Genomic DNA, 22,345 nt, shown 5'->3' with positions numbered 1-22,345 from the left:
ACCCGGGACCGGGGCTCACCGGGTGCCCGGCCCGCTCTCCTGACCTCCGCCCCCGGGAGAGGAGGCGGACGCTAGTGCTGCGTCGGCCCCTGCGGTCCCTGAGGCCAGGGCGAGTTGGCCGGCGGGGACTGCGGCGACGACTGGGGCGGGGCGTACATCGCGGACTGGGCGGGGGTGGGCGGCTGCCAGTTCGGCGAGAGCGTGTGCATGGGCTGTCTCGGCGCGCGCCAGCGGTGCGGGAAGACGGCCGAGGTGAGGAGGATCCCGCCGATGAGGAGGATCAGGACGGGATCGGGATAGCTGGAGCCGGGGAGGACCTCCGGGAGCCGCACCGACGGGTAGAGGAGCCCCAGCGCCACGAGCACCACGCCGCTGACCAGAGCGCCGACCGGGGAGAACGTGGAGACCGTCAGGACACCCATGAGCGCCCCGAGCAACAGGATCACCGCGAATATTCCCAGTCGGGTGCCGATGTCCACGATGTAGCCGGCCATGAACAGATGACCCGTCATCCACGGAAGGAGTATCACGACCGCGGCGATCGCGACGATGCCGATCAGGACGCTGAGGATGTGCCGTACTGGACTGGGCATATATGGCCTCCCTGCCGAATCACCAGAGCATGCCACACGGGGGTCGCTTATGGCGAGAGGTGTCGCGATGGGGTTAGTCCGCTCACCTGCGGGCTCGCCGCCGGGTCCGTCGGAGTATCCCCTTCGGCCGATGCGGGGCCGTCCTGACGTCGACTACCGTCACAGGGACGACGCACAGTGACGGAGCGGGAGGTTGCCGTGGCGATGTGGCGCCGGCTGCCGTTGGTGGTGCGCGACGCGGTGATCGCCGTGGGTGTGGTGGGCTGGTTGCTCCTGCTCCCACCGGTCACGTGGAACGGATGGTACGAGGCCATCGCCGGCGGCGGGGTCCTCCTTGTCGTGGTCGCCGCCATGGCGTTCCGACGCGTGTATCCGCTGGGGAGCGGTCTCGTCGCCGCCGTGGCGCTGTTGGTGGGGCCGTTCGTGTCCCACTCACTCATCGTGGTCCATCTGTTCCTGGTCATCCTGGCCGGTGTCTCGACCGCGTACTACCACCGGCGGCCGTGGACGATGCCGGTGCTGTTGGTGCTGTCCGGGCTGTGGATCATCGGGGCCGGACTCCCCTCCGGCGGCGGTATGAACACCATCGCGCTCCTCACCCTCGCCCCCACCATCGCCACGATCCCGGTCCTCACCGGATGGTGGCTGCGCAAGTGGGCCGAGTCGGGACGGGTGTTCGGGGCTTGGGCTGAGGTACTCCGGCAGTGGCGGCGGATCCCGGCCACGCTGCGCGACGCCGCGCTCGGCACAGCGATCCTGCTGTTCGCCACTTTCCTGGCGACACCCGAACCGGCGCCGATCCCGACGTTCTCCGCCGGGGTCGTCTTGGCGATCTCGATGGCCGTCTACGTCGTGCCGTTCGCCTACCGGCGCCGGTATCCACTCGGGGCCGGACTGGCTGTGGCGGGTATCGCGCTGGTGAGCGCGGGAATCGGCTCGCCGTCCGACTTGACGGGACTATGGATCACGACCTTCGCGGGGGCGTCGGCCGCGTACTACCACCGCGAACGATGGTCCCTGGGGTTCATGCTCCCCGCCTCGATGGTGTGGATCCTCCTGTTCGCCATGGCCATGCAAGGGCTGACGCTCGATATCGCGACGTTCGTGTTGGTGCCGATCACCGCGACGGTCCCGATCTTCATCGGGTATGCGCTCCGCCTGAACGCCGAGCGCCGCGAGCAGAACGCGCGGCTGCAGCACGCGCGCGTCCTGCAGGAGCGGTCCGAGGAGCGGGCCCGGATCGCCCGCGACGTGCACGACATCGTGGGGCACCACCTCAGCGCGATCCGGCTCCAGGCGCTGGGCGGACGCAACGCCATGCGGGGGGATCCCGCGGAGGCGGAGGCCGCGCTCGGCACGGTCGCGGAGATCTCGGGGCGGGCGCTGGGTGAGATCCGCACGCTCCTGCGTCGGCTGCAGGACGAGGACGGCGAGTGGATCGGCCACCACGAAGAGCACCGGCTCGCCGACCTCTCGACGCTGGTGAGCAACCTCGCTGACGTGGGGCTGCGGGTCACCCTGGACCTGCGGACCGCGCGGGAGAAGCACATCGACGCCGAGACGCACACCGCCGGCTACCGGATCGTGCAGGAGGCGCTGACCAACGTGCTGCGCCACTCGACGGCGACGACGGCGCGGGTGCGGGTGGAGACCCTGGGCGACACCGTGACGATCCGGGTCGACGACCCCGGCCCGCCGGCCGAACCGAGTGACCCGTCCGTGAGCGGAGGCCGCGGCCTGGTGGGCATGCGGGAGCGGGCGGCCGAGGTCGGCGGGGACGTCAAGGTCGGGCCCAACGGGAGCGACGGGTGGCAGGTGTTCGCCCGCCTGCCCGCGCGCCAGGACGATACGGCGCTGCCGAAACAGACGGTCGAGGGCGGCACGGGAGAGCCCCGTGGGGATCAGGGGGCCCCGGCCCTCTCCGCCACACGTGAAGGGAGCATGGCGGAATGACGATCCGTGTCCTGATCGCCGACGATCAGCCGGCGGCGCGCGAGGGCCTGCGCATGATCCTGTCGGGCGTCGACGACATCGAGGTCATCGGGACGGCCGCGGACGGCCGCGAGCTGCTCGCCCTCGCTGAGCGCCGGCGACCCGACGTGGTCCTCACCGACATCCGGATGCCGGGGATGGACGGCATCGAGGCGATCCGCCGCATCGCCCAACTCGACCCGGCTCCGCCGATGGTGGCGCTCACCACGTTCGACATCGACGAGTACCTATTCGGTGCCCTCCAGGCCGGGGCGGTCGGTTTCCTGCTGAAGGAGAGCAACCCGGAGCAGTTCGTGGACGCCGTCCGCACCGCCCACGACGGGCAGGGCGTGATCGACCCCCGCGTCACCCCCCGACTGGTGCGCCGGTTCGCCGAAACCTCCCCCCGCTCCGCCCCCACCGAGTCCACGGACCTGACCCCCCGCGAGACCGAAGTCCTGGCCGGGGTGGCCCGGGGCAACAGCAACCAGCAGATCGCCTCGGAGCTGTTCATCGCCCAGGGCACCGTCAAGATCCACGTGGCCAACATCCTCACCAAACTCGGCCTGCGCAGCCGAGTCGAAGCCGCCGTCTACGCCTACCGCTACGGCATCGTCACCTGGTCCGGCGCACCGGACTCCCGGAAGCAGTAGCGCCCACCCACACGGGCGGTTCCTCGCACCAAGCCCGCCACCCCGCGCCGACAGAACCGGAGTGGCCATTGGGGAGTGAGCCACGCGAAGCGTGACCGCCAGGCAGGAGTGGTTTCTCGAAGGAAAGGTCGCGCTGCGCGCGGCGCATTGATTGTGGCGACTTCGGTTGCTCTGGGCCAATGGTTGAGGGCCTGGCACTCCAGCTTTTTTCGGCCTGTCGCTCCGCGGGTGCGAAACCGGAGTGGCCACTGGGAGGGGTCGCGCGGAGCGTGACGGCTGCTCCCGTTGCGGTATGGGGTGAACGTGATCTCGACTCCGGTGTCGCGCAATCGAATCCACCGCGACTGATCTCCGGGATCGATGTCGTCGACATAACGACGCTGACGTGTTTCGTGCCGAAATGTGCCACCTTTGTCCATGGTGATCCGAGTCATCACCACAGGGACAATGTCGAGGATCTTGGCTTCGTGCTCAACAGCCGAATTGATCATGAGGCAGCTTTGCCGCGTCGCAGTTGAAATCTCCGTCATGGTTGCGCGCCCCGTTGGATTTCTTTACCGTCAGGGTGAGCCTTCCTGAGGTAGTCCCCCAATTTTCAGGAGTTCACATGTCACAGACACACGTGGCCCCGTGGGGCATGCGCTTGGCTTCTGAACGCCTTTTCCTCCCTTCGTCTTCCTTTGCGTCGGTAGATCTGGACGGCGATTCACAAATTGCCGTCTACCGGGATGGATCGGGAGCCATCATCGAGATGGGTAAGCACGGCACCAACCGGAGTCGCGCCACGAACTCCATGTCTAGTGGTGGTGGCGACGGACAAGAAGAGCAGATCCAGGTTCAGGACGATAGCGTGACTGACTACGAGAGCGATTAGTGTCCTGCGTCCTGGTGCTCACCAGTCTGACCGACGTCACCGCCGATCTCGTCATCGATGCCCTCAACGAACGAGGCACGTTCGTCGTCCGTGTGGACCCCGCCGACCTCCTCGGCGGGAACGTACGCTTCACGGCTTCCCTCGGTACGGGGGAGACGGGCTGGTCCGGAACGGTGTCCACGCACACTCGGCGGTTCGAGCTCGGTGGGGTGACGGCGGTGTACTACAGGCGCCCCTCTCGGTGGAGTTCCACCCATCCTGACGTCCAGACCGCGGAGTTCTCCGCCACTGAAGGACGCCATGGCTTCGGCGGATTGCTGTACAACCTGCCGAATGCGTCCTATGTCAATCACCCTTCCGCGATCAGTCGCGCGGAGTTCAAACCAGGACAACTCCAGGCCGCGGCCCGGATTGACTTCGCGCTTCCCCCGACATTGATCACCAATGATCCGGAGGAAGCCAGGGCTTTCGCGATCCAGCATGCGCCGGTGATCTACAAGCCACTGCGTGGTCTCCGGCCCGACCCGGACGGGAGGGCGGGAGCCATTTGGGCTCAACGCATCGACCCGGCCAGTATCGACGACGCGGTCTCGGCCACCGCGCACCTATTCCAGGCCGAGGTTTCCGAAAAGACCGCGGACGTGCGTGTGACAGTCGTCGCGAACCAGGTTTTCGCTTCGGCGATCACCACAACCGAACAGGTGCTGGATTGGCGCCGTGCCGACTGGGATCATCTGCGGCATCGACCGATCTCGGTGCCCGAGCGGATCGTGGAGAAACTGCACGCCTACCTCGCTCATTACGGCCTGGTGTTCGGTTGCTTCGATTTCGCCGTGACCGGTACCGGGAGTGAACCGGGGGACTGGGTGTGGCTGGAGTGTAACCCCAATGGCCAATGGGGATTTCTGGACAATTATGCCGAAATCGCCGCCGCGTTCGGCAGAGTTCTTTCTTTGTCTGCCGATCGGAGTTGTTGATGGGTCTCGATGCGGAACTGCGTGCCGGGCTGGTGCGGTCACTGGTGGATGAGGGGTATGTGCTTGATCCCGCGTGGCGTGCGGCGTTTGAGGTCGTGCCACGGCATGTGTTCACGCCCGGGTTTTACCTGCGATCCGATGAGATCTCTGAGGGCATGCCGGTGTGGGAGCCGGTGACGGAGGCGATTGACCCGAAGCGATGGGTGACCGCGGCGTACTCCAACAAGACACTGATAACCCAGTTGGACGGGGTGGAAGAGGACTGGGAAGCGCCGCGGGTGCGTCACGGCGGGGTGTTCACCTCGTCCTCCACATTGCCGTCGGTGGTGGCCACGATGTGGCAGGACGCCGATATCCAGGACGGGCACCGGGTGTTGGAGATCGGTACCGGCACCGGGTACTCCACAGCCGTGGCGTGTGAGCGGTTGGGTTCGGACCTGGTGACCTCGGTGGAGATCGACGACGCACGACTACGCCAGGCCATCGACGGCTTCAACACCTGCGGCTACGCGCCCCATGTCGCCGTCACGGACGGACTGTATGGCTACTGGCCCTACGCTCCGTACGACCGCATTGTCGCCGCCTGCTCCATGCGCCACGTCCCGGGCCCACTGATCGCCCAAACCACTCTGGGCGGCAAGATCCTCCTCACGCTGACCGGATGGCTCGGCGGCCACGCTCGGGTGCTGTTGACCGTCGCAGACGGCGGTGAAGCCAGCGGCCATCTACTTCCTGGCGCTATCTCCTTCATGCCGGCTCGCACCCAGGCCCCACCGGCGTTCGGCAACCCCGCCCACTGGGCCGCCCTCACCGTGAGCGCCCCCCAACGCCCAGCCCGCCATTCCCCTCATCGCATCAGCGGCGCGCCCGGAACCGGCTTCACCCAGTTCCTCGCCCAGTGGGCCACTCCCACCGCCCAACAGATCACCCTGGACGGCCAGGTCCATCTCATCGACCCCGTGACGGGCTCCACCGCGATTCTCACTTCCCACAACGACACGTGGCACGTCCGCCAAGCCGGACCCACACCCCTGTGGGACCAGATAGAAGCCGTCCTCGACGCCTACGACACAGCGGGGCAACCCGACCAAACCGAATTCCAGATCCAGGTCACCCCAACCCACCACCACCTCCACCATCCCCGCATGCCACCGCTCACCCATGCCGGTGCCTGAGGGGTCACGCTGCGCGTGGCGGGTTTCCTTCTACGGCGGGAATGACGAAGGCCCCGGCGGGAGCCAGGGCCTCGGATCGCTGGGGGTATTAGAGTTCGCCGGTGCGGGTGGCGTGAAGGAACGCCGACCACTCGCTCGCGGCGAAGGACAGGTGACCCAGTTCGGGGTGCTGGGAGTCCCGCACTGCGGCTCCCTTGGGAAGATCCGCCACTTCCACACAGTTCTCGCGACGTGGCGCACTGTAGCTGGACTTGTGCCAGGTGGGGTAGGGGGTTTCTGGCATGCGATTCCTCCCGGCTGGTCGGGTTAGCCGTCAGGGTCACCGTAGCGCGGCGGGTTTCCTTCTACGGCGGGCATGACGAAGGCCCCGGCGGAGCCAGGGCCTCGGACTGCTGGGGGTCTTAGAGCTCGCCGGTGCGCGCGGCGTGAAGGAACGCCGACCACTCGGTCGTGGTGAAGGACAGATGTCCCAGCTCGGGGTGCTGGGAGTCCCGGACCGCAGCCCCGGCCGGAAGGTCAGCGACCTCTACGCAGTTCTGGCCAGTTCCGGTACTGAAACTGCTTTTGTGCCAGCGCAGCCGGGATGCTTCAGACATGGGCAGACTCCAATTGGGCCTAACTGCGGTATCGGTTCAGGAGCGCCACGGACTCACTGACTGTCAGCGCTTGCTCCACTGTCTCATCATAGATCCGCTGATAGTGGTCGATCTCGTCATCCTCTTCGAGGAACAGCTCCGATCTCACTTCCTCCAGATAGACCAGGGCAGGGTCGTTGGCGAACCGCATCACTACAAAGGCGCCGTGCACAGCAGAGTGCGGGCCCCGTTCATCTGGTACCACCCTGACTTCGAGCCCACGCTCGGTAGCGGCGATCAGATACTTGAGTTGCTCATCGCGTACCGATTCGGGGATCTTGCGGATCGCGGACTCATCGATCAACGAGGCGAAGCGCGGCGCGTCGGCACGTTCCAAGACCTGACGACGCATCATCCGAGCCTCGATTCGACGCGAGATGACGTGCTCGTCAGTCACCCCCTGCCCCAAGACGACGGCCCTGATGTATCCCGGTGTCTGTAGAAGACCGGGGATGACGAGCGCTTCAAACGAACTCAGGCTCGCCGCTTCGGTCTCCAGATCGACGTAAGCACCGCGTCCCAGCACATCGGAGTAGCCGACCCACCAACCTGTTTGGCTTGCCGCACGGGCCAACTGGATGTAGGACGCTCGCTCGTCGTCGTCCTCGACCCGGTAGATGTCGAGCAGCACCTTGAGGTCGGTCTCGGGGAGGTGCTGGAGTTTTCGGTTTTCGATCCTGGTGATCTTGGCGGCTGACCAAGGTCGGTTGGGTGCGCGGCGCTTTGCTTCCTTGCCTACGGCATCCACCGTCATGCCCCGGGCTGCGCGCAGCGTGAGGAGCTGTCGCGCGAGGCGTCGTCTTCTCAGGGTCGGGCTTGCTGCCAACTCGGACCTCGCAGGCTGTCGCGTTCGCTGCCGCCGTGATTCTACGCGCCTGGTCGATTTCTCGGACATCCTTCGCACCATTCAGTTCACGTTGCATAACACGGTCACGATGAATCGAAGCATCTTTGAGTGAATATTGCACTTGATCTTGATTGTGCGCCATGATGGAAGCTCCGGAACACCCTGGCCGTTCCTCTCGCGGCTTCCCGAGGAGTTGGCATGTCCGTGCCTGGTGACACCCATGTCTTATCCGCTCAGCGGCCTTCGGCCGCTCGCGTGATGGGTGTGGAGGTCCGGGGAAGCTGCCCCTGTCGGCCTGCGCACTGTTCCCAGAAATGAAAGGACCCCCGCGACGGATTAGGCCCCGTCCGGGGGTTGTGGCCACCACTCAGTAGAGGAGTGATGACGGTGTCGACTCTATCGATCCACGATCCGACGCGGGTTCCCCGCCACCCCCGCTTCCCGGGCCGTCGGGCGGCTCGGGTGCGTCCTTACGTGACGCGGATGTTGGCTGAACGCGCCGCAGCGCAGGACGGGCTCCTCGCCCGTGTCCTCGCTGGCTTGCAGCAGTCGGCTTCGGCGGTGGGCGCAGTGGCGGGGATCGCCCGTACGTGTCACTCGTGCGGTGGACTCGGAATCCTCGGAGGTGCCTCATGACTGCCCGAAGGTTCGCGGGTGTCCCTGGAAGTGTCGGTCTGGTTCGTGCGTGGACTCGGAACGAACTCCATCAGCGTGGTACCGATCTCGGCACGGTGGAGGAGGCCGCGTTGGTGGTTTCGGAGTTGGCGACGAACGCGATCCGTCACTCCCGCAGCGGCCACCCCGGGGGCTCGTTCCAGGTGGAGCTCGACATCCGCCCCTCAATGGTGCGGATCAGCGTCATCGACCAGGGCACGGAGGGGAAGTCGGCCCCTCTGTGGGGGAAGAAGACCGATCCCCTCACCGAACACGGCCACGGACTCAACCTCGTAGCGAGCCTCGTGGAGCGGTGGACCACCATCACCAATGATGGCCACTGCACCGTCACCACCGACCTCCCCACCCTCGTCCCCACCGGGGGAGGCCAACGGTGAAAGCGAACCCGGTGACGACCTTGCTCCACCTGTTAACCCCACACGGCGCCGTGTTCTACCGCTCCACCGCCAACCCCACACAAGGCCGAACCCACGTCTCGTTGTCGATCAAGCGGGACAACGGCCACATGATCCACGCAACCCTGACTAACGGCATGTGGCACGTCGCCGGCCACACCTACCCCACCGGCGCCGAACACCACGTCGCCACCCAACTCCTCACCCACAAACACCACACCTAGACCACAACCCCGCCCCGCACCCCTCCCGCAGGGCGGCCCCCAAGTGGTGGGGATCCAGGCCAACCCGACCCGGATCCCCACCACCACCCCACACCAACCGCGAGATCAAGGACGTCTGGGTGGCGCACGGCGAATGGACTCACGCCCCGCGCAGGGTCCGGACCAGGTCCGCCAGCCCGCCGCCCTTGGTGATGGAGCTGCCCACCCCCACGGCGACGGCCCCGGCCGCCAGGTAGTCGGCGGCGTTGTGGGCTCCGATGCCGCCGGTGGGGATCACTGAGAGTCGGGGGAAGGGCCCGGAGACCGTGGAGATCCACTTCGGTCCCAGCGCGTTGGCGGGGAACGCCTTGACGGTGGAGACGCCGAGGCGCAGCGCCTGCCCGGCCTCGGTGGGGGTGGCGATACCCGGCAGGAAGGGAATCCCACGGTCGATGGCCGCTTTCACGGTGTCGGTGTCCAGCCCTGGGGCGACGCCGAACCGGGCGCCGGCGTCGACGGTCCGGTCCAGCAGCTCCGGCGTGGTCACCGTCCCCGCGCCCACGACGTGGTCGTCGCCCGCCGCCTCCACCACCGCCTCCAGAGCCGGGAAACCCGCCTCGCTCTCGACGGTCACCTCCACCAGACCGACGCCCGCCTCCCACGCGGTGCGGGCCGTGGCGGCGGCCTCCTCCGGGGAGGCGCCGCGCAGGATGACGACCAGCGGCACGTCGCCCAGGTTCTCGACGAAGAAGTCCGGCCAGTCGGACAGGGATACGGGAGTGGTGCTCACGATGGCCTCCAGCCAAGTTCTTCACTGATCGCGCCCGCCGCGTCGGTGAGCGCGGGGACGAGCCGCAGCAGACCGTCCTGGTCGAGCAGCATGATGGGCACCGACACCGAGACGGCGGCGACGGTACGTCCACCAGCGTCGCGGATCGGGGCCGCGACACAGTGGATGAGTTCCTCGTGTTCCTGGTCGTCCAGTCCCCACCCCTGGCCGGTGATCAGCCGCAGGTCCCGGTCCAACTCCTCGCGGGTGGTGCGGGTGTTCGGCGTGCAGCGGGAGAACGGTGGCGTGCCCAGGATCGTGTCCCGCTCGGCGCGCGGCAGACCGGCCAGGAGCACCTTGCCCATGGCGGTCGCGTGGGCGGGGACCAGCGCGCCCACGTGGGAGTACATGCGCACCGCCTGGCGGGAGTCGACCTTGTCCAGGTACACCGCCTGGCCGCCGTCGAGCGCGCCGAGGTGCACCGTGTGTCCACAGTCCGCGCCGAGGCGCCGCAGGTGCGGTGCCGCGAGCTCCGTCAGGTCCATCCCGGCGGACGCCGCGTGCGCGATCGTCGCCATCCGGGGGCCGAGCCGGTAGTGGCCCTCCGCCGTGCGGCGGACGAAGCGGTCCTCCTCCAGCGCGCGCAACAGCCGCAGCGACGTCGTTCGGTGCACGTCGAGGCGCCGCCCCAGCTCGCTGATGCTGAGGGGGCCCTCGGCGAGTTCGGTGAGGATCCGCAGCGCCCGGTGCACACTCGTCGGCCCGGTGGACATCGCTACGCCCGGCTCGAGGTCGCGGGCGGGATGTCCCCGGCGACCCCCAGGACGGTCCCGGCCAGGTGCGCCCCGGCGGCGAGGCAGTCGGGAAGTGGCGCGTCGGCGAGAAGCCGGTCCAGGAAACCCGCCGCGAACGCGTCGCCCGCTCCCACCGGTTCCAGGACCTCCACGGCGGGGGCCGGCTCGAACCACGAGTTCCCGCCGCTGATCGCCGTGGCGCCCTCCGCGCCCTGCTTGACCACCAGCACCCGGGGGGTGGGGATCAGCTCCCGTACGGCGTCGACCGACGTCGCCCCCCAGAGGGACTCCGCCTCGTCGACACCGCAGAACACCACGTCGGCCTGCCGGGCCAACGACAGGATCGTCTCCGCGTTGTGCTCCCCGTGCAGGGCGGACCGGAAGTTGACGTCGAAGGTGCGCAGTGTCCCCGTGGGTGCCTCCCGCAGTAGTTCCGCCACGAGGGCCTGCGCCGTGTCCGAGATCGCCGCCGTGATGCCGGTCGTGTGCACGAGCCGGGGCCGGAACCCCCAGACGTCGGCCGCGTCCTCCGGACCCAGCGCGGAGGCGGCGGAGTCCCGCCGGTAGTAGCGCACCCGCGTCCCCTTGGGGTTGGGCTCCTTGAAGTAGACGGCGGTGGGCCGACGTGGATCGGTGCGCACGGAACACCGCACCCCCTCCCCGGCGATCCGGCTCAGTAGGAACTCGCCGAAGACGTCGTCGCCGAGCGCGCTGCGCCACACCACCGGGCGCCCCGCGCGGGACAGGTGCACCGCGACGTTGGACTCGGTGCCCCCGATGTCGGTGCGGAACCGAGGCGCTCCGGTGTCGTCGGTGCCCTCCGGGATGAGCAGAGCCATGGTCTCGCCCACGCACACGGCGTCCACCACGGCACCGGTCCAACCGTCCGCGGGAGGGGCGCTGGTTTCGGCTGGGGACCGGGAGCCCACCGGTCGTTCCACCGTGGGATCCCCCTGGCTCGACACCTATGACCTCCTCGTGTTCGCCGCATCAGCCGACGATATTGACCAGATCTCTCCCAGAATGCTATTGAAGACGCTGAACAATACGCAACAGTGCTGCGCTATACGCAGCACGGAGGGAGCGGGTGCGATGTGGGACCTCCTGTTGCGTGGAGCCCGAGTGTTGGACCCCGCGAACGGCCGGGACGAGGTCTGTGACGTCGCCGTGTGGGGCGGCAGCGTCGCCCAGATCGGCCCCGACCTCCCCGCCACGTCGGCGGCGCGCGTCGAGGACCTGACCGGCCACCTCCTCACCCCGGGGTTGGTCGACATCCACACCCACCTGTGGCACGGCGCCAGCTACTGGGGGCTCGACCCGGAACCGGTGGCCTGGCGCAGCGGCGTCACCACTTGGGTCGACGCGGGATCCGCCGGGGCCTTCACCATCGACGGGCTGCGCCGCCACGTCGCCGACCCCAGCTCCGCGCGGATCCACGCGCTGATCAACGTCTCCGGTGTGGGGCTGACGGGGGAGACCGGGGAACACCAGCGGTTGGACAACCTCGACGTCGACCTCGCCGCCACCGTGGTCGCCGAGCAGGGCGACTTCGTGCGCGGCGTCAAGGCCCGCATCGACCGCAACACCGTGGGACAGCACGGCCTCGAACCCCTCCGCCGCGCCGCCGAACTGGCCCGGTGCCTGGAACGCCCGATGATGGTGCACATCGGCTACGGGCCACCCACCGTCGCCGAGATCCTGCCCTACCTCCAGGCCGGCGACATCCTGACCCACTGCGCGACCGGCGTCGCCACCGACCTGCTGACCCACGGACGACCCAGTGACGCCGTGCTCCGCGCCTGGGACGCCGGCATCCACTTCGACCTGGGGCACGGCTCGGGCGCGTTCGACTTCGACGTCCTCGAGGCGGAGCTCGCGGCCGGAATCGTTCCCCTCATCTCCTCCGACCTGCACATCCGCTCCCTCTACGGCCCGGCCTTCGACCTGCCCACCGTCCTGGTGAAGGCCACGGCGGCCGGGATGTCGCTCGCCGACGCCGTCGGCGCCGCCACCGTCCGCCCCGCCCGCGCGCTCGGCCTCGACGCCGGCACACTCACCGTCGGAGCCCCGGCGGACATCGCGGTCTTCCGGCTCGGACACGGCTCCTTCCCCGTCGTCGACGTGCACGGTTCCGTCCGGGGCGCGCCGCTGCGGCTCGAGAACACCGCCACCTACTGCGGAGGTCGGCTGCTCCCACCCATGGTCGCCACCCCACCTCCGTCGTGGGTGCCGCTGAGCCCGGCCCAACGTGCCGCCGAGACCGACCGCCAGCAGCGGGTCCGCGCCGCGGTGCGGTACCTCAGCAGCCCCGACGACTTCGACGAACCCTTCCCGCGCCCAGGAGCCCACACATGACCGTGACCGAAGCCGTGGCGTGGGGGACGGGTCGGTCCCCGGCACCGGAGCCCACCCGGGCGAGACGCCGGCTGCCCGGGATCTCGGCTGGGGCGCGGGCCCGTGACCGAACGCCTGGGATCCCGCGCCGGCGCGGGGAACGTGCGTGGCGCCGCCTCCCCATGGGCAAATGACCGGGACGAACCCTTCCCACACCGAGGAGAACACGCATGACGTCCAACGAGGTCCACGACGTGTCCCCGCTGGCGGGGGCGGGCCTGTCGCGTGGCCGGCTGGCCGCGCTCGACGCAGCCCCCGTGGTCGCCCGCTCCCTGCCGACGAGCCCCATGTCGCCGGCGGAGGTCCGTGCGGCCGGGCTCGCCCTGGCCGACCTGTGGCTGCCGGCCGTCACCCTGGACCGTGACGCGCTTCTGCACAACCTCGACCGGTTCCGCCGCTGGTGCGCGGAACAGGACGCCGATCTCGCGCCACACGGGAAGACCACCATGGCGCCGGTCCTGTGGGCCGCCCAACTGGACCGGGGCGCGTGGGCGCTCACCGCCGCGACGGTCGCCCAGGCCCGGGTGATGCGGGACCACGGCGCCGACCAGGTCATCATCGCCAACGAGGTCACCGACCCCGGCCAACTCGCCTGGCTGGCGGAGAGCCTCGCCGACCCCGCGTTCACGCCGTACTGCCTCGTGGACTCCGAGGACGGGGTTCGCCTCCTCGACCAAGCCCTGTCTGGCGCGCCACGACCCCTGCCGGTGCTCGTCGAGGTCGGCGTGCCCGGGCGGCGCGCCGGCGTCCGCGACACGGGCACCGCGCTGTCCCTGGCCCGGACGGTCGCGGCCTGCCCGCACCTGGTGCTGGCGGGCGTCGAGGGCTTCGAGGGCGTGTTCCCGCAGCGCCGCGACGACGACTCCCCACAACGCGTGAGCTCCTGGCTGGACGCGTTGGTCGCGCTCACCCGCTCCGCGGACACCGAGGGACTGTTCGCCGAGGCCGAGGAGATCGTCGTCACCGCGGGCGGAAGCTCCTTCCCCGACCTGGTCGCGGAGGCCTTCGCCCGGTTGGACGACACCAGCCGGCCCGTCCGCCGCGTGGTGCGCTCCGGCTGCTACCTCACCCACGACGACCTGATGATGGAACGGGCCTCGCCACTGCGGACCGGAGCCGACGACGACCCCCTACGACCGGCCCTCTCCTGCTACGCGCGCGTGCTCTCCATCCCCGAGCCGGGGCGGGCGCTGCTCGGCGCGGGCAAGCGGGACGTCGCCTACGACATCGACCTCCCCGTCGTGCGCGCGGTGCTGCGCGACGGGGAGCGACTCCCGGTTTCGGGCGGCCTGCGGGTCGTCGAGCTGAACGACCACCACGCGTTCGTGGACCTCGACGGCTCCGTGCGGCTTGAGGTCGGGGACGTCGTCGAACTCGGCCTGTCCCACCCCTGCACCGTGTTCGACAAGTGGCCCCTCATCCCCGTCCTCGACCCGGACGGCCGGGTGGTCGACGCCGTCCGCACCCTTTTCTGAGCCGGACCCCCAACACGGTGGGCGCCCCGGCCGTAAGGAACCCTGCGGGCCACGCCCACCCCCACAGTTCCCCTCATATCCATTCACTACGAAACAAGGAGCACTACGTGTCCAAGCGTGTCGTCAACACCCCCGAGGCCGCCCCACCCGGTGGCCCGTACTCCCACGCGGTGGTCGCCGGCGACTTCGTCTACCTGGCCGGGGCGACCCCGCACCGGACCGACGGAACCCTCGTCGACGGCGACTTCAGCACCCAGGCCCGCGCCACCCTCGACAACCTGGCGACGGTGGCCAAGGCGTCCGGGTCGAGCCTCGCCGACGCGGTGCGGGTCGGCGTGTACCTCCGCGACCTCTCCGACTTCCAGGAGATGAACAAGTTCTTCGCCGAGTACTTCGGTGACGAGCCGCCGGCCCGGACCACCATCCAGGCCGACCTGCCCGGCTTCCTGATCGAGGTCGACGCGGTGCTGTACAACCCGGCCGACTGAGGCCGAGCGTGCCGCATTCCTAGCTGGCACGGGGCGGACCCCACGGGTCCCCCCCGGCCAGCCTCCGCGGGCCCCCACGGGGGCCCGCACCCTCCCCCCAGAACAAACTTGGAGTCCCCCCAATGATCGACACGCATCCGGGGTACTTGGTGGCGTTGATCGTCGCCGTGGTCCTCATGTTGGGTATCGGAATCTGGGTCGCCCGCCGGAACACGTCCGGCGAGGACTTCCTCCTGGCCGGGCGCAGACTCGGCACTCCCCTGCTCATGGGCACGACGCTCGCGACCCTGGTGGGAACCGGGTCGAGTCTGGGCGCCGTCGGTTTCGCCTACGAGAACGGCTGGGCCGGCGCGCTCTACGGGCTCGGTGGCGCGCTGGGAACGTTCCTGCTCCTCGTGCTGTTCGCCGACGTGCGCAAGTACGGCTTCATGACCTACGCCGAGGAGATGAGCTACTACTTCGGCGCCAACATGTTCATCAAGGGCCTGGTGTCCCTGCTCATGTTGCTCGCCTCCGTGGGATGGCTCGGCGCCCACATCCTCGGCGGGTCGATCTACCTCTCGTACCTGACGGGGATGGGCGACACCTCGGCGAAGATCGTGGTCGCGCTGAGCTTCGGCCTCTACACGATCGTCGGTGGCTACCTGGCGGTCGTCATCACTGACGCGATCCAGGGCTTCATCCTCTTCCTCGGCTTCACGGTCCTCGCCGCGCTCGCGTTCGTCCATGTGGGCGGGATGAGCGGCATCCGGGAGAACGCCCCGGAGGAGGGCCTCTCCCTGCTGGGCGTCGAGGCCGTGGGACCCATCCCGGCGCTGTCTCTCGCGGTGGTCGTCGCGATCGGGGTGCTCGCCACTCCGTCGTTCCGCCAGCGCATCTACTCCGCCGCCGACGTGAAGACGGTGCGGCGAAGCTTCCTGATCGCGGGCCTACTATTCCTGGCGTTCTCCATCCTGCCGGCGCTCGCGGGACTGACCGCCGCCAGCATGGAGCCGGGCCTGGAGAACGCCGACATGGCGTTCCCCTACCTCGCCACCACCCTGTTCCCCTTGTGGCTGGGGGCGTTCCTCCTCGTGGCGGGGTTGTCGGCGACGATGTCCTCCGGGGACTCCGACGCCGTCGCCGGCGTCACCATCCTCCTGCGGGACGTGGTGCAGATCTTCACGGGTCGGGTGCCGCGACGGGAGAACATGGTGTGGCTGTCCCGCGTCGCCCTAGCTCTCGTGCTCACCGGCGCGCTGGTCGGGGCGCTCGTCGCCACCACCATCATCGACTACATCACCACGATGGTCTCCACGATCCTCACCGGGCTCTTCGCCGCCTCGGTCCTCGGACGCTTCTGGAGCCGGGCCACCTGGGTCGGCGGAGTGGCGGCCATGGTCGGTGGTTCCGCGACCGCGCTGGTCGTGAACAACGTGGACTCGTTCGCCGAGTTCTGGGGCAACGCCGTGATCCCGTCGCTCGCGGCCGCGTTCCTGTGCGGGATCGTGTTCAGCCTCGTCACTCGACCGAGCCGCGTCACCTCCGAGGAGGCGTTGCGGATCCTCGCCGCGGAACGCGCGGTCATGGACGTCGGCACGTCCGTGCGGGCCGGTGAGGGGTCCGGCGACAAGGCCGAGTCCTGACCACAACGGTGACCGTGAGGCGGACGGCCGGCGCGGTACCGGCCGTCCGCCTCACTCCATCGTGTTGACGATCAGCCCGATGTGGGTGAAGAAGTTGAGTGCCCCGAACAGGAGGAACAGCGCACCGGAGATCCCCCAGCAGATCCCGATGATGGTGGCGAGCGCCCCCGCGGCGGCCTTGCGCAGCGCGAACGGGAACAGGATCGCGCCGATCCCCACCAGCGCGTAGAGGGCCGAGATGAAGATGGCCTCCATCAGCGGGTACTCGGCGAACGCGCCGGAGATCGGTTCCTCCGGCGGGGCGGCGAAAAGCTGGTAAGTGACGCCGGCAAAGGCGATCCCGATACAGCCGAGGCCCATGCCCAGGACGAACACCGACACCGGGCGGCCCACCCGCGCGATCGAACGGACGCGGTCCGTGCTCGCCGCGATCTCCTCACCGCGCCGCCACAGGTAGAACGACGCGAACAGCAGCAGGACACCGAACGCCAGGGACGGTTCACCGAAGATGATGTTGTCGAAGGCGAAGCCCCCGGGCGCGAGCGGCCACGTCAGCGACATGTGCAGACCTGTCGTGGTGAGAATGACCCCCAGCACGCCGAAGGCCATCGCGTAGCCCTCGGTGGACAGTTCCGCGTCCGACCGGAGCAACTGGCGCCCCAGGCCGACGACGAGAAGTAGCCCCGCACCGGCGGCGACCGACATCACCGTGTTGTAGGTGGGCATGTTCGCCCAGTCGATGACGAGTCCGGCGCTGGTGAGTGTTGGTGTCATTCCGGCCCTCCGAGTTCGACCCAACCGGAGGATTACCCAGAATGATGAATTGTTAACTGTGTGTGGTTTTGGGGGTGGGTCCGCCGTCGACGGGGCTACGGGGTCTCAGGTGGTGCCGAGCGCGCCGCCGGCCGGGGTCGCCGCCCGGGCGTGGGGGATCACCATGGGGGTGCGGGTTCGCGGATCGGGGACGACGTCGCAGGCCAGGCCGAACACTTCGCCCACCAGTTCGCTGGTGACCACGTCATCGGGCCGCCCGTCGGCCACGATCGCGCCGTCACGCATCATCACCAGCCGGGTGGCGAACCGCGCCGCCTGGGCGAGGTCGTGCAACACGGCCACCACGGTGCGGCCCCCCGCGTGCAGGTCGGCGAACAGACCCAGGAGGTCGTACTGGTGCGCGATGTCCAGGAACGTCGTGGGCTCGTCCAACAACAACACGTCGGTGTCCTGGGCCAGCACCATCGCCACCCATGCGCGCTGCCGCTGACCACCGGACAGGGACGATAGGGGGGCGTCCGCGAGGTCGGCCGTCCCGGTGAGCTCCAGGGCGTGGGCGATCGCCTGGTCGTCGTCCGGGCTCCACTGGCGCAGCAACGTGTGGTGCGGGAATCGTCCACGCTCCGCAAGGCCCCGCACGGTGATTCCGTCCGGCGCCACCGGGCTCTGCGGCAACAGGGCGAGCTCCCGGGCGATCCGCTTGGACCGCTGCGTGCGCACGTCCCGTCCGTGCAGCAGGACCTGCCCGCTCATCGGTTTGATGATCCGCCCCAGCGCCTTCAACAGCGTTGACTTCCCGCAGCCGTTGGGGCCGAGGATGACGGTGAACTCGCCCCGGCGCACCTCCAGGTCGACGTCGCGCACGACCGGGTCGGCGCCGTAGCCGAGGGTCAACCCCAGCGCGGAGATGATGGCGGAGCTCGCGTCGGTCACAGGGTCCCCTTTCGCCATTCACGGATGAGTAGGTGGCCCAGGTAGACGCCGCCGAGGGCCATGGTCACGATGCCGACCGGCAGGCCCTCACCCAGCGGAACCTGCTGCACCACCAGGTCGGCGCACACGAGCAGCAGCGCCCCGACCAGTGCTGAGACCAGGAAGCTCGGGCCGCCACCCCGAACGAGTCGGCGGGCGATCTGCGGCGCCGTCAACGCGACGAAGGCGATCGGGCCGGCCACGCTCACCGCGGCGGCCGACAGCACGACCGAGACCATGATCGCTCCCGTCCGGGTGGCGGAGGCCGGGGCACCGAGCGTCTCGGCGGTCTCGTCACCCATCTCGCCGAGGGTCACCGGCCGGGACAGGGCCATCAGCACGGGCACGGCGACGACGAGAACCGTCCAGATCACGGCGGCGTGGTTCCAGTCGCGCGCGTTGAGGCTGCCGTTCAGGTACACCCAGAGCTGGGTGGCCTCCTCCCGCACCATGACCGCGACCACGAAGTGGGTGAAGGCCTGTGCCATGGCCGCCACGCCGATACCGGCGACGATCAGGCGGCCGGGGTGCCGGAGCCCGGTTCCGGTGGAGAGCGCCACGATGCCGATCGCCACCACCGCCCCGGCGAGCGCGCCGACAGGGATGGGGACGACGCCCGGCAGGATGAGCGCCGCGAACGCCGCGCCGGCCCCCGCACCCGACCCCAGACCGATGACGTCCGGGCTGCCCAGCGGATTCCGGGTGACCGACTGGAAGAGTGCCCCGGCGATCCCCAGGGCGGCTCCCACACCGATCCCGACCGCCAGCCGTGGCCCCCGCAGCCGGTCGAAGACGAAGTGTTCCGTCGCGTCCCCACCACCGCCGACCACGGCCGGAAGCCGCCCCACCGCGATCCCGAGGCTGCCCAGGGTGAGCGTCGCGAGCGCCGACGCCACCACCCCGACGAGGAGGATCACCGCGACGACCACGGACCGCCGCCGCACGGGCACCGCGACCCAGCGCCCCACCCGCACCACGAACCCACGCGATGCCGGCGGCGGCCGCAGGGTGGTGGACGGAGGGGCCGGGGAGGTAGCCGGCACCGGCGAGTCGGCGGTCTGTTGGCTCATGGACGCGGCTCCGTCCCGCGAACGGTCATGGCAGCTCCGCCTCCAAAGGCCGGTAGCGACGTCGGCGCTCCGTGGTCGGCGGCGGGGCCGCTGAGCGGAGAGCCGACGCGTGGCGTCGGTCGCGTGAAGGCCGGGTGGGCGGTCCGGGAGCCCGCGTGGCCGGGTGCGTCCATTGGATGGTCGTGTCCGGTCGCCCGACGGACGGCCGGGTGAGACCCTCGACCGGGTGGGCCCTGTGGGGCGGGACGCTGCTGGTCGTCGGTCCGGTCGGGCCGGAGCGACGTCGGCGCTCCGTGGTGTGCGGCGAGGGCCCCGAGCGGGGGCGGACCCGGGGCGTCCATCGGACGGTGCCTCCTCGCGGGTCTGATCCACAGCCGGACGGCCGGGGGCGGACAACAGTGAGTGCGGGTGTTCTGGTGGCTCGGGCGGGCGGTGCTACCCGTCGCACGGCCGACCGGGCGTGGGCCGTGACGCCGCCCGCGTAGGGCCTGTCGCGGCGGGCCGGCCGTGATCGCGCGGTCGCTGGGGCCGTCAACGGGGCTCGGCTGGTTGCGTCCTCGGCCCCGTGGGGTGATGGGCGCAGTGGTTGCTTGATCTGTGTGCCGGTCCTCGGCGGGCGCACGGACCAACGCGTGGTGCGGAGGTCGCTGGGACGGAGCACCGGAATAGTGGATCGCGCGACGGGGGGTACCGAGGGCGGTAGCTCGTCGGCTCATGCGGCGGTCCTCATTCGGCGGACGGCGTAGAGCAGCACCGGTGCTCCCACGAAGGCCGTGACGACGCCGACCATGAGTTCGGTGGGGCGCAGCAGGGCGCGGCCGACCACGTCGGACAGCAGCAGGAGCGTTGGTCCGACGAGGAGCGCGAAGGGAACCTGGAGACGGAAGTCCACCCCCACCATCGAGCGCACGATGTGGGGGACGGCGAGGCCGACGAAGGCGATCGGGCCGACGGCGGCGGTCGCGGCGGCGGCGAGGAGGGTCGCCGTCGTCAACGCTCCGCCACGGACCCACGTCGCCGACACCCCGATCGACACCGCGGCCTCGTCCCCGAGCGCCAGGGCGTTCAGTCCACCCATCAGACACAGGGACAGGACGATCCCCACCGCCACGAAGGGCAGCACCGCGTAGACGACCTCGAAGTCGCGGCCCGCGAGAGATCCCACGACCCAGTACCGGTAACTGTCGAAGGCGTCCGGCATGCTCAGCGCGACCGCCTGCACGTAGGCGGTGAGAACGGCGGAGACCACCGCGCCCGCGAGCACGAGGCGGACCATGCCGCCCTCGCCGCCCCGGGTGCCCACGATGTAGGCGGCGGCGCCGGCCAGGAACGCGCCGGGCAGCGCGGCCCACACCGTTCCGGTGACCGACGTCGCGCCGGTCGCCGCGGTGACCGTCACCACGGCCGCGGCGGCGCCCGCGTTGATGCCCAGGAGGCCGGGGTCGGCGAGCGGGTTGCGGGTGATGCCCTGCATGAGCGTTCCCGCGACGGCGAGCGCCGCCCCGGCCAGGACACCCATGACGGTGCGGGCGTAGCGGCTCTCCACCACGGTCACGACGAACGGGTCACCCGAGCCGTCGATCGCCTGGAAGACCTCGGTGGGTGTCGTCAGCCGGCTCCCGACGGCCAGACTGAGCAGCATCGCGCCGAACAGCGCGACGACTCCGGCGCCGAGCATCACACCGGCCCGGGCGCGGCCGGCGCGCCGGCCGCGCGTGGGTACGGTCGTGGTTCTCACCAGGGATGCCGTTCGTAGCCGGGGATCAGTCGTCGACGTTCTCGATGGCCTCGTCGATCATCGGGAGGTACCGATCGATGACCCACGGCACGGTCAGCGGGTTGATCAGCGAGGACGCTGTGACGAACGGGTTGTCGTCGCTGGCGACCACGGAGTCGCGTTCGATCGCCGGGATCGCCCCGTACAGGTCCTGCGACTCGATCTCCTCGCGGGTGTCCTCGTCGCTGTAGAACGTGAAGATGAGGTCGCTGTCGGACAGCTCGTCGGCGTTCTCCAAGCCGATGACGGCCGAGTCCGTCCCCTCGGTCTCCGGCAGTGTCTCCACCACGGGGTCGACGGTGAGACCAAGGCTGCGCACCATCGCCACGCGCTGCTCGTCGGGCAGGAACACGCCCAGGGTGCCGGGGCCGTCGGTGTAGATGTAGGAGAAGGTGACGTCGGCGTAGTCCGGGTTGTCCGCCGCGACCTCGGCGAACTGGTCGTTGATGTCCTCGATGAGCGCCGTGGCGTCGTCCGGCTGGCCGAGGGCCAGGCCGATGGTCTCGATCTGTTGGTCCCAGTCCGTGCTCCAGGGCAGGTCCGGGTAGGCGACGGTGGGCGCGATGTCGGCGAGGATGTCGTACTGCTCCTGGGTAATGCCCGACCAGGGAGCGAGGATGACGTCGGGCTCCAGCTCCAGGATCGCCTCGAAGTCGATGTCGTCGGCGCCCTGGAACTGCTCCGGAAGTTCCGCGTCGAGTTCGGTCACGGCCTCGTGCACCCACGGCAGGTAGCCGGTGTCGTCGCTGCCCCACTCGTAGCTCTCGATCCCGACGGGGACGGTGCCCAGGGCGATCGCGGTCTCGGCGGAGCCCTGGCCGAGGGTGACGACGCGTTCGGGAGTGTCGGGAATCTCGGCGGTGCCCAGGGCGCTTTCGATCTCGACGGGGAAGCCCTCACCGGACGCCTCGGCGCTGTCGGTTTCCCCGCCCTCGTTCCCACACGCGCTCAGGGTCGCGGTCATCAGTGCGGCGAGCGCGGCTCCGCCGAGGTGTCTGTATGCGGAGTGCATGGCGTGATCTGCCCTCTTCGTCTCCAATGGGGTGGCGTCTCGATCTCCACGCCGTCATGGAGGCGGCATGGAGCGCGGAATACGGAAGTATGGGGGAATCCTCCCGATCGAGAGCGAAGGTTAGTCTAACCTAACAAGCCGGCGGGCCTCAATGAGGGATCTCGAGTGATCTCCCGCCGTTCGGTGATCGCGCGCAC

23 protein-coding genes are annotated in these 22,345 nt (G+C 69.4%); 11 read left to right on the top strand and 12 right to left on the bottom strand.

What is annotated here, in order from left to right:
• Positions 1-71 precede the first annotated feature (71 nt).
• Entirely contained in the window at positions 72-593 is a 522-nt protein-coding gene (locus tag J4H86_RS14190; protein ID WP_236537796.1) for a hypothetical protein, read from the bottom strand.
• Between the two features lie 177 nt (positions 594-770).
• On the opposite strand from J4H86_RS14190, the gene J4H86_RS14185 reads away from it, so the two are divergent.
• The 5 genes from J4H86_RS14185 (at position 771) to tgmC (ending at position 6,243) form a co-directional block, all read left to right on the top strand.
• Positions 771-2,546 carry a sensor histidine kinase gene (locus J4H86_RS14185; RefSeq protein WP_236537794.1) on the top strand — a complete coding sequence of 592 codons (1,776 nt, stop codon included), beginning with the start codon at positions 771-773 and terminating at the stop codon, positions 2,544-2,546.
• Complete coding sequence (locus J4H86_RS14180; protein WP_236537791.1) at positions 2,543-3,217, top strand: response regulator; 675 nt, start codon at positions 2,543-2,545, stop codon at positions 3,215-3,217. Before J4H86_RS14185 ends, J4H86_RS14180 begins: the two co-directional genes overlap by 4 nt.
• A 607-nt stretch (positions 3,218-3,824) precedes the next feature.
• Entirely contained in the window at positions 3,825-4,091 is a 267-nt protein-coding gene (gene tgmA / locus J4H86_RS14175; protein WP_236537790.1) for a putative ATP-grasp-modified RiPP, read from the top strand.
• A gap of 14 nt (positions 4,092-4,105) precedes the next feature.
• The gene (locus tag J4H86_RS14170; protein ID WP_236537789.1) at positions 4,106-5,068 is read left to right on the top strand and encodes a hypothetical protein; all 963 of its coding nucleotides are present in this window, start codon (positions 4,106-4,108) and stop codon (positions 5,066-5,068) included.
• Positions 5,068-6,243 (top strand): ATP-grasp peptide maturase system methyltransferase, encoded by a 1,176-nt coding sequence (gene tgmC, locus J4H86_RS14165; RefSeq protein ID WP_236537787.1) that lies wholly within the window; start codon positions 5,068-5,070, stop codon positions 6,241-6,243. The genes J4H86_RS14170 and tgmC overlap by 1 nt, the downstream gene beginning before the upstream one ends.
• Before the next feature lie 88 nt (positions 6,244-6,331).
• Here tgmC and J4H86_RS14160 read toward each other — a convergent pair whose 3' ends face one another.
• The 3 genes from J4H86_RS14160 to J4H86_RS14150 form a co-directional block, all read right to left on the bottom strand.
• On the bottom strand, positions 6,332-6,526 hold the full coding sequence (locus J4H86_RS14160) for a DUF397 domain-containing protein (RefSeq protein WP_236537785.1): 195 nt from the start codon (positions 6,524-6,526) through the stop codon (positions 6,332-6,334).
• A gap of 118 nt (positions 6,527-6,644) precedes the next feature.
• Positions 6,645-6,839, bottom strand: a complete 195-nt coding sequence (locus J4H86_RS14155) for a DUF397 domain-containing protein (protein WP_236537783.1) — start codon at positions 6,837-6,839, stop codon at positions 6,645-6,647.
• 19 nt (positions 6,840-6,858) lie between these two features.
• Positions 6,859-7,704 carry a DUF5753 domain-containing protein gene (locus J4H86_RS14150; RefSeq protein ID WP_236537781.1) on the bottom strand — a complete coding sequence of 282 codons (846 nt, stop codon included), beginning with the start codon at positions 7,702-7,704 and terminating at the stop codon, positions 6,859-6,861.
• Between the two features lie 653 nt (positions 7,705-8,357).
• Here J4H86_RS14150 and J4H86_RS14145 point away from each other — a divergent pair.
• Both J4H86_RS14145 and J4H86_RS14140 read left to right on the top strand, forming a co-directional pair.
• The gene (locus tag J4H86_RS14145) at positions 8,358-8,777 is read left to right on the top strand and encodes an ATP-binding protein (RefSeq protein ID WP_236537779.1); all 420 of its coding nucleotides are present in this window, start codon (positions 8,358-8,360) and stop codon (positions 8,775-8,777) included.
• On the top strand, positions 8,774-9,019 hold the full coding sequence (locus J4H86_RS14140) for a hypothetical protein (RefSeq protein WP_236537765.1): 246 nt from the start codon (positions 8,774-8,776) through the stop codon (positions 9,017-9,019). Before J4H86_RS14145 ends, J4H86_RS14140 begins: the two co-directional genes overlap by 4 nt.
• 139 nt (positions 9,020-9,158) lie before the next feature.
• Here the strand turns inward: J4H86_RS14140 and J4H86_RS14135 are convergent, their stop codons facing one another.
• Genes J4H86_RS14135 through J4H86_RS14125 form a run of 3 tightly spaced genes read right to left on the bottom strand, consistent with a single transcriptional unit; the run spans position 9,159 to position 11,526 of the window.
• Positions 9,159-9,788 carry a bifunctional 4-hydroxy-2-oxoglutarate aldolase/2-dehydro-3-deoxy-phosphogluconate aldolase gene (locus J4H86_RS14135; protein ID WP_236537764.1) on the bottom strand — a complete coding sequence of 210 codons (630 nt, stop codon included), beginning with the start codon at positions 9,786-9,788 and terminating at the stop codon, positions 9,159-9,161.
• On the bottom strand, positions 9,785-10,540 hold the full coding sequence (locus tag J4H86_RS14130; RefSeq protein ID WP_236537762.1) for an IclR family transcriptional regulator: 756 nt from the start codon (positions 10,538-10,540) through the stop codon (positions 9,785-9,787). Before J4H86_RS14130 ends, J4H86_RS14135 begins: the two co-directional genes overlap by 4 nt.
• 2 nt (positions 10,541-10,542) lie before the next feature.
• Positions 10,543-11,526, bottom strand: a complete 984-nt coding sequence (locus tag J4H86_RS14125) for a sugar kinase (RefSeq protein ID WP_330932413.1) — start codon at positions 11,524-11,526, stop codon at positions 10,543-10,545.
• Between the two features lie 157 nt (positions 11,527-11,683).
• Between J4H86_RS14125 and J4H86_RS14120 the strand changes: the two genes are divergently transcribed.
• The 4 genes from J4H86_RS14120 (at position 11,684) to J4H86_RS14105 (ending at position 16,543) form a co-directional block, all read left to right on the top strand.
• Complete coding sequence (locus J4H86_RS14120; RefSeq protein ID WP_330932412.1) at positions 11,684-12,916, top strand: amidohydrolase/deacetylase family metallohydrolase; 1,233 nt, start codon at positions 11,684-11,686, stop codon at positions 12,914-12,916.
• Positions 12,917-13,125: 209 nt separating this feature from the next.
• A complete protein-coding gene (locus J4H86_RS14115) occupies positions 13,126-14,430 on the top strand; it encodes an alanine racemase (RefSeq protein ID WP_236537759.1) in 1,305 nt (434 codons plus the stop codon).
• Between the two features lie 107 nt (positions 14,431-14,537).
• Positions 14,538-14,918, top strand: a complete 381-nt coding sequence (locus tag J4H86_RS14110; RefSeq protein ID WP_236537751.1) for a RidA family protein — start codon at positions 14,538-14,540, stop codon at positions 14,916-14,918.
• Between the two features lie 122 nt (positions 14,919-15,040).
• Entirely contained in the window at positions 15,041-16,543 is a 1,503-nt protein-coding gene (locus J4H86_RS14105) for a sodium:solute symporter family protein (RefSeq protein WP_236537750.1), read from the top strand.
• Between the two features lie 51 nt (positions 16,544-16,594).
• Here J4H86_RS14105 and J4H86_RS14100 read toward each other — a convergent pair whose 3' ends face one another.
• The 5 genes from J4H86_RS14100 to J4H86_RS14080 all read right to left on the bottom strand — a co-directional run bounded on the left by J4H86_RS14100 (position 16,595) and on the right by J4H86_RS14080 (position 22,148).
• Positions 16,595-17,317: a DUF981 domain-containing protein gene (locus J4H86_RS14100; protein ID WP_236537743.1), complete on the bottom strand. Its 723-nt coding sequence runs from the start codon at positions 17,315-17,317 to the stop codon at positions 16,595-16,597.
• A gap of 105 nt (positions 17,318-17,422) precedes the next feature.
• Positions 17,423-18,250 carry an ABC transporter ATP-binding protein gene (locus J4H86_RS14095; RefSeq protein WP_236537742.1) on the bottom strand — a complete coding sequence of 276 codons (828 nt, stop codon included), beginning with the start codon at positions 18,248-18,250 and terminating at the stop codon, positions 17,423-17,425.
• Positions 18,247-19,359 carry a FecCD family ABC transporter permease gene (locus J4H86_RS14090; protein WP_394356372.1) on the bottom strand — a complete coding sequence of 371 codons (1,113 nt, stop codon included), beginning with the start codon at positions 19,357-19,359 and terminating at the stop codon, positions 18,247-18,249. The genes J4H86_RS14095 and J4H86_RS14090 overlap by 4 nt, the downstream gene beginning before the upstream one ends.
• Positions 19,360-20,071: 712 nt before the next feature.
• Positions 20,072-21,100: a FecCD family ABC transporter permease gene (locus J4H86_RS14085; protein WP_394356515.1), complete on the bottom strand. Its 1,029-nt coding sequence runs from the start codon at positions 21,098-21,100 to the stop codon at positions 20,072-20,074.
• Positions 21,101-21,122: 22 nt separating this feature from the next.
• Positions 21,123-22,148 (bottom strand): iron-siderophore ABC transporter substrate-binding protein, encoded by a 1,026-nt coding sequence (locus J4H86_RS14080; RefSeq protein ID WP_236537736.1) that lies wholly within the window; start codon positions 22,146-22,148, stop codon positions 21,123-21,125.
• Between the last annotated feature and the right edge of the window lie 197 nt (positions 22,149-22,345).

It is taken from the genome of Spiractinospora alimapuensis (genome assembly GCF_018437505.1).
Classification (GTDB): Bacteria; Actinomycetota; Actinomycetes; order Streptosporangiales; family Streptosporangiaceae; genus Spiractinospora; species Spiractinospora alimapuensis.
The sequence above is the reverse complement of the archived record's forward strand: the minus strand, read 5'-3'. Positions and strand labels throughout refer to the sequence as shown.